General features: G+C 59.4%; 7 protein-coding genes. All 7 read left to right on the forward strand.

Annotated features, from left to right (window positions below; genetic code table 11):
• Positions 1-453: AMP-binding enzyme (locus AC1DVH_RS23880; protein ID WP_477755900.1), on the forward strand; the 453-nt coding region annotated here is incomplete at its 5' end.
• A gap of 644 nt (positions 454-1,097) precedes the next feature.
• On the forward strand, positions 1,098-1,874 hold the full coding sequence (locus AC1DVH_RS23885; RefSeq protein ID WP_477755901.1) for an ABC transporter substrate-binding protein: 777 nt from the start codon (positions 1,098-1,100) through the stop codon (positions 1,872-1,874).
• Between the two features lie 91 nt (positions 1,875-1,965).
• Complete coding sequence (locus AC1DVH_RS23890; protein ID WP_015096506.1) at positions 1,966-2,655, forward strand: ABC transporter permease; 690 nt, start codon at positions 1,966-1,968, stop codon at positions 2,653-2,655.
• Positions 2,652-3,350, forward strand: a complete 699-nt coding sequence (locus tag AC1DVH_RS23895; RefSeq protein WP_477755902.1) for an ABC transporter permease — start codon at positions 2,652-2,654, stop codon at positions 3,348-3,350. Before AC1DVH_RS23890 ends, AC1DVH_RS23895 begins: the two co-directional genes overlap by 4 nt.
• 37 nt (positions 3,351-3,387) lie before the next feature.
• Entirely contained in the window at positions 3,388-4,152 is a 765-nt protein-coding gene (locus tag AC1DVH_RS23900; protein ID WP_046042317.1) for an ABC transporter ATP-binding protein, read from the forward strand.
• A gap of 313 nt (positions 4,153-4,465) precedes the next feature.
• Complete coding sequence (gene argR / locus AC1DVH_RS23905; protein WP_477755903.1) at positions 4,466-5,446, forward strand: transcriptional regulator ArgR; 981 nt, start codon at positions 4,466-4,468, stop codon at positions 5,444-5,446.
• 332 nt (positions 5,447-5,778) lie between these two features.
• Positions 5,779-6,999, forward strand: coding sequence for an aspartate aminotransferase family protein (locus AC1DVH_RS23910; protein ID WP_150757856.1), 1,221 nt, complete (start codon positions 5,779-5,781; stop codon positions 6,997-6,999).
• Positions 7,000-7,136 lie beyond the last annotated feature (137 nt).

Raw genomic sequence — 7,136 nt, forward strand, 5'->3', positions numbered from 1 at the left:
GCCCGTCGCGATGCCGATGGTTACTACTGGATCACCGGTCGCGTGGACGACGTGCTCAACGTGTCCGGCCACCGCATGGGCACCGCCGAGATCGAAAGCGCAATGGTCGCGCACCCGAAAGTCGCCGAAGCCGCGGTGGTCGGTGTGCCGCACGACATCAAGGGGCAGGGCATTTATGTGTATGTCACCCTTAAAAACGGTGAAGAGCCGAACGAGCAGCTGCGCCTGGAGCTGAAAAACTGGGTGCGCAAGGAGATCGGCCCGATTGCTTCGCCGGATGTCATCCAGTGGGCGCCGGGGCTGCCGAAAACCCGTTCGGGCAAGATCATGCGGCGGATTCTGCGCAAGATTGCGACGGCTGAATATGATGGGTTGGGGGATATCTCCACCCTGGCTGATCCGAGTGTGGTGCAGCATTTGATTGATACGCACAAGACCATGAATGTCGCGTAAGCGGCGGATCTGAGTCATCAAAAGCCCCGTCAGGTGTTGAACCTGGCGGGGTTTTTGTTTTTGAAGATCAAAAGATCGCAGCTTTCGGCAGCTCCTACAGAGGAACGCGATTCATGTAGGAGCTGCCGAAGGCTGCGATCTTTTGATGTTGATCTTCAACCAATAATTATCGGCTTCCTCTGTGGGAGGTTTCCTACTGTTACCTGCATTCCTTCAGGTTACTGAATGTGTAACCGCATCGCTTCAATGCGGGGCATTGGGAAACGCCGGGGCTCAAATCCGGGCCTGAAATGCCCCTCAAAAAATAAGCCATTACACTGCGCTTGCCGGATTAGAAGGGTTTGCCAATAATAGGCCCGCAATTTGCAATACAGATCGGTTCAATGTCTTTTGCTCTTGCATGATTTTGCAGGGCTGTCAATGCGCTAAAACGGCTTTCTCGGTGCTTCTGTAATTAGTTGTCGCATTGAAGAAATATCGGCCTCGGGCCTGTCGTTAGAATGYCGATCACTCGCTCGTCGTTGCCCGTGTTGAATTTAAACACTGGCTTCCCAGGACGCAGCACTGCTTTCCGGTTCCACTCACTCGCATATTGGGCTGTTGCTCACTCTGCCGTTTTTGCCCTTTACCGATGGAGTCCCAAGATGAAGAAACTCGTGCTGCTTGGCGCCCTGGCACTGTCCGTGCTGTCTCTGCCAACCTTCGCCGATGAAAAACCTCTGAAAATCGGTATCGAGGCGGCTTACCCTCCGTTCGCGTCGAAAGCGCCGGACGGCAGCATCGTTGGTTTCGACTACGACATCGGCAACGCTTTGTGCGAAGAGATGAAGACCAAGTGCGTTTGGGTCGAACAAGAGTTCGACGGTCTGATCCCTGCGCTCAAGGTGCGCAAGATCGACGCCATCCTGTCGTCCATGTCGATCACTGAAGATCGCAAGAAGTCCGTGGACTTCACCAACAAGTACTACAACACCCCGGCTCGCCTGGTCATGAAGGCCGGCACTCAGGTCAGTGAAGGCCTGACCGAGCTCAAGGGCAAGAACATCGGCGTGCAGCGTGGTTCGATCCACGAGCGTTTCGCCCGCGAAGTCCTGGCCCCGCTGGGTGCCGAGATCAAGCCTTACGGTTCGCAGAACGAAATTTACCTCGACGTGGCCGCCGGCCGCCTCGACGGCACCGTGGCAGACGCTACGCTGCTGGATGACGGTTTCCTGAAAACCGACGCCGGTAAAGGTTTCGCCTTCGTCGGCCCTGCGTTCACCGACGTCAAATACTTCGGCGACGGTGTAGGTATCGCAGTGCGCAAGGGCGACAAGGCTGAGCTGGACAAGCTCAACGCAGCCATCGCGGCCATTCGCGAGAACGGCAAGTACAAGCAAATCCAGGACAAATACTTCGCCTTCGATATCTACGGCAAGTAACACGTCTCTGCGACAAGTCCGAAATGGCGCAAGCAACAGGATCTCTGAGGTTTGCGCCATTTTTTCATCCCAACTTTCGAGGACCTGAATCATGTTGAAAGGCTACGGGGCTGTCATCCTCGATGGCGCTTGGCTGACGCTTCAGCTCGCCTTGTCGTCCATGGCCATGGCCATCGTTCTGGGCCTGATCGGCGTGGCACTGCGCCTGTCGCCGGTGCGCTGGCTGGCCTGGCTGGGCGACCTGTATTCCACGGTGATCCGCGGTATTCCCGACCTGGTGCTGATCCTGCTGATTTTCTACGGCGGCCAGGACCTGCTCAACCGCGTCGCACCGCTGCTCGGTTTTGACGAGTACATCGACCTGAACCCGTTGGCCGCCGGTATCGGCACCCTGGGCTTCATCTTCGGTGCGTACCTGTCGGAAACCTTCCGTGGGGCCTTCATGGCGATCCCCAAAGGTCAGGCCGAAGCCGGCATGGCCTACGGCATGAGCAGTTTCCAGGTGTTCTTCCGGGTGTTGGTGCCGCAGATGATTCGCCTGGCGATTCCCGGTTTCACCAACAACTGGCTGGTATTGACCAAGGCAACCGCGCTGATTTCGGTGGTGGGTCTGCAAGACATGATGTTCAAGGCCAAGCAGGCGGCCGATGCCACCCGCGAGCCTTTCACCTTCTTCCTCGCAGTGGCGGCGATGTACCTGGTGATCACCAGTGTGTCGTTGCTGGCATTGCGTCACCTTGAGAAGCGCTACTCGGTAGGCGTAAGGGCGGCTGATCTATGATCTTCGACTACAACGTCATTTGGCAGGCCTTGCCGCTGTACCTCGGCGGCCTGGTGACCACCCTCAAACTGCTCGCGCTGTCGCTGTTCTTCGGCTTGCTGTGCGCATTGCCGCTGGGCTTGATGCGCGTCTCGAAGAACGCGGTCGTCAACATGTCGGCCTGGCTCTTCACCTACGTGATCCGCGGCACGCCGATGCTGGTGCAGCTGTTCTTGATCTACTACGGTCTGGCGCAGTTCGAAGCCGTACGTGAAAGCTTCCTCTGGCCGTGGCTGTCCAGCGCAACGTTCTGTGCGTGCCTGGCCTTCGCGATCAACACCAGCGCCTACACCGCCGAAATCATCGCCGGCAGCCTGCGCGCCACGCCGAACGGCGAGATCGAAGCGGCCAAGGCCATGGGCATGTCGCGGGTCAAGATGTACAAGCGCATCCTGCTGCCGTCGGCCCTGCGCCGCGCGCTGCCGCAGTACAGCAACGAAGTGATCATGATGCTGCAGACCACCAGTCTGGCGTCGATCGTGACTCTGATCGACATCACCGGTGCCGCGCGCACGGTCAACGCCCAGTTCTACCTGCCGTTCGAGGCGTACATCACCGCCGGCGTGTTCTACCTGTGCCTGACCTTCATCCTGGTGAAGCTGTTCAAGATGGCCGAGCGCCGCTGGCTGGGCTACCTGGCCCCGCGCAAGCACTGAATACCACTGACTGACTGTTTTTGTGAGAACCGACAGCATGTACAAACTTGAAGTCCAAGACCTGCATAAACGCTATGGCAGTCACGAAGTGCTCAAGGGCGTGTCCCTGAAAGCGGCAGCCGGCGATGTGATCAGCATCATCGGCTCCAGTGGCTCCGGCAAAAGTACTTTCCTGCGCTGCATCAACCTGCTGGAGCAGCCGCACGCGGGCAAGATCCTGCTCAACAACGAAGAGCTGAAGCTGGTGGCGAACAAGGACGGCGCGCTGAAGGCAGCCGACCCGAAACAGCTGCAACGCATGCGTTCGCGCCTGTCGATGGTGTTCCAGCATTTCAACCTGTGGTCGCACATGACCGCGCTGGAAAACATCATGGAAGCGCCGGTGCATGTACTGGGCATGTCCAAGGCTGAAGCACGCGAGAAAGCCGAGCACTACCTGAACAAGGTAGGCGTTGCTCATCGCAAGGATGCTTATCCTGGCCACATGTCCGGCGGCGAGCAGCAGCGCGTGGCGATTGCCCGTGCGCTGGCGATGGAGCCGGAAGTGATGCTGTTCGACGAACCGACCTCGGCCCTCGACCCGGAGCTGGTTGGCGACGTGTTGAAAGTCATGCAGGCCCTGGCCCAGGAAGGCCGGACCATGGTCGTGGTGACCCACGAAATGGGCTTCGCCCGTGAAGTGTCGAACCAGTTGGTGTTCCTGCACAAAGGTGTGGTCGAAGAAAGCGGCAACCCGCGCGAAGTGCTGGTGAACCCGCAGTCCGAGCGTTTGCAGCAATTCCTGTCCGGCAGCTTGAAATAATCAGGACTGCCGTTGTGCACAGGGATAGTGCATGCTTCGCAATTTGGTGGCTGGCCCCGCTCCCTTGTGGGGGCTGGCTTGTCGCCCCCCTGTAGGAGCTGTCGAGTGACGCGAGGCTGCGATCTTTTGATTTGAAAAATCAAGATCAAAAGATCGTCCGATCGCGGCCCGAGCCTTCGGCAGCTCCTACAGGGGGGCTCCGACAAGCCAGATCCCACATTTAGATCTGTGCTGGTTCTGAGATTTGCGTTCGTTTACGGGCTAGCATTGGCCCATGCCTTCATCACTGTTCTTCGCTTCGGATCGCTCGCCCATGACTGCCCATCGAATTGGTTTCCTGATTTGGCCCAGCACTAAAGCACTGACGCTTGCGCTGGCTGAGGAGGCCTTGCGTGTTGCCCAGCGTGTGCATCCGGACGTGGTTTACGAACTGTCATTCCTGCAGGCCGAACCGCGGACCGAAGGCGAATGGCAGTTGCCGGGTGAAGCGTGGACCGGCAAGCTCGAAAATTTCCAGAAGCTGTTCCTGCTCGCCGACGAGCCACCGACCGCACTGGCGCCGGCGCTCAGCAGTGCGCTTAAACAACTGGTGCGTGCCGGCTGCGTGATCGGCGGTCTGTCGGCCGGTGTTTATCCGCTGGCGCAATTAGGCTTGCTCGACGGTTATCGCGCGGCCGTGCATTGGCGCTGGCAGGACGATTTCGCCGAGCGTTTTCCGAAGGTCATCGCCACCAGTCACCTGTTCGACTGGGATCGCGATCGCCTGACGGCGTGCGGCGGCCTGTCGGTGCTCGACTTGTTGCTGGCGGTGCTGGCCCGTGACCATGGTGCGGAACTGGCCGGTGCGGTCTCCGAGGAACTGGTGGTCGAGCGCATTCGCGAGGGCGGCGAACGCCAGCGTATTCCGTTGCAGAACCGCCTCGGTTCCAGCCATCCGAAGCTCACACAAGCCGTGTTGCTCATGGAAGCCAACATCGAAGAGCCGCTGACCACCGACGAAATCGCCCAACACGTGTGCGTGTCCCGCAGGCAACTGGAGCGCATCTTCAAGCAATACCTCAACCGTGTGCCGAGCCAGTACTACCTGGAACTGCGCCTGAACAAGGCCCGGCAGATGTTGATGCAAACCAGCAAGTCGATCATCCAGATCGGCCTGTCGTGTGGCTTCTCCTCGGGGCCGCATTTCTCCAGCGCCTACCGCAACTTCTTCGGTGCCACGCCGCGGGAAGATCGCAACCAGCGGCGCAGCAGCAGCCCGTTCGAATTGTCGTCAGTGCCGGCCGAACGTAGCTAGTTGGCTGTAGGAGCGAGCCTGCTCGCGATAGCGGTATTTCAGTTGCATGGGTGCCAGCTGACCTACCGCTATCGCGAGCAGGCTCGCTCCTACAGGGGGAGGTGGGCGAGCAGTAGATTTTTATCAGCACCGGCTAACTGCCTATAAACCGCCGCGCCAGTTAAACTGCGCCTTTGCGACCCTATATGTCGCATTGCCGTAAACCCGGGAAAATCCGGGGTTTGCGCTATAAGAAGTTGTCGCTTGGCGGCAAGGCCGGGCTGAAAACTGTCCTTACAATCCCCCCATCGCTCGCCAGTTTCAGGCGAGTGTTTTCTCTTCAGGAGACTCCGATGTCCGTTGAGCACGCTGCGGTACAACGCGCCGATTTCGATCAGGTTATGGTTCCCAACTACGCGCCTGCCGCATTCATTCCTGTGCGTGGCGCCGGTTCCCGCGTTTGGGACCAGTCCGGTCGCGAGCTGATCGACTTCGCCGGCGGGATTGCCGTTAACGTATTGGGCCACGCGCATCCGGCGCTGGTCGGTGCCTTGACCGAGCAGGCGAACAAGCTGTGGCACGTGTCCAACGTGTTCACCAATGAGCCGGCCCTGCGCCTGGCCCATAAGCTGGTCGATGCCACCTTTGCCGACCGCGCCTTTTTCTGCAACTCCGGCGCCGAAGCCAACGAGGCCGCTTTCAAGCTGGCCCGTCGCGTCGGCTTCGACCGCTTTGGCAGCGAGAAGTACGAAATCATCGCCGCGCTCAACAGTTTCCACGGCCGCACCCTGTTCACCGTGAACGTCGGTGGCCAGTCGAAGTACTCCGACGGTTTTGGTCCGAAAATCACCGGTATCACCCACGTGCCGTACAACGATCTGGCTGCGTTGAAAGCTGCCATTTCCGACAAGACTTGCGCCGTGGTGCTGGAGCCGATTCAGGGCGAAAGCGGTGTGATCCCGGCTGAACTGGAATACCTGCAAGGTGCCCGCGAACTCTGCACCGCGCACAACGCGCTGCTGATTTTCGACGAAGTGCAAACCGGCATGGGCCGTACCGGCCATCTGTTCGCCTACCAGCATTACGGCGTGATCCCGGACATCCTGACCAGCGCCAAGAGCCTGGGCGGTGGTTTCCCGATCGCGGCGATGCTGACCACCGACGACCTGGCCAAGCACCTGGTCGTCGGCACCCACGGCACCACTTACGGCGGCAACCCGCTGGCGTGTGCGGTCGCTGAAGCCGTGATCGACGTGATCAACACCCCTGAAGTACTGGCCGGCGTCAACGCCAAACACGACAAGTTCAAGGCGCGCCTTGAGCAGATCGGCGAGAAATACGGGCTGTTCACCAAGGTCCGCGGCATGGGCCTGTTGATCGGTTGCGTGCTGAGCGATGCCTGGAAAGGCAAGGCCAAGGACATCTTCAACGCCGCTGAGCAAGAAGGCCTGATGGTTCTGCAAGCCGGCCCGGACGTGGTGCGTTTCGCCCCAAGCCTGGTGGTGGAAGACGCCGATATCGATGCCGGTCTGGACCGCTTCGAGCGTGCCGCAGCAAAACTGACGCAAGCCTGATAGACCCTTCGACGCCTGACCTTTCAGGCGTCGAACCCAATTTTGCTGCCGGCCCCGCTTTTCTGTAGGAGCGAGCCTGCTCGCGATGGTGGATCAGCAACAATGATGTCGACTGACACACCATCGCGAGCAGGCTC

The sequence above is a fragment of the Pseudomonas sp. P4_C3 genome (genome assembly GCF_056402075.1).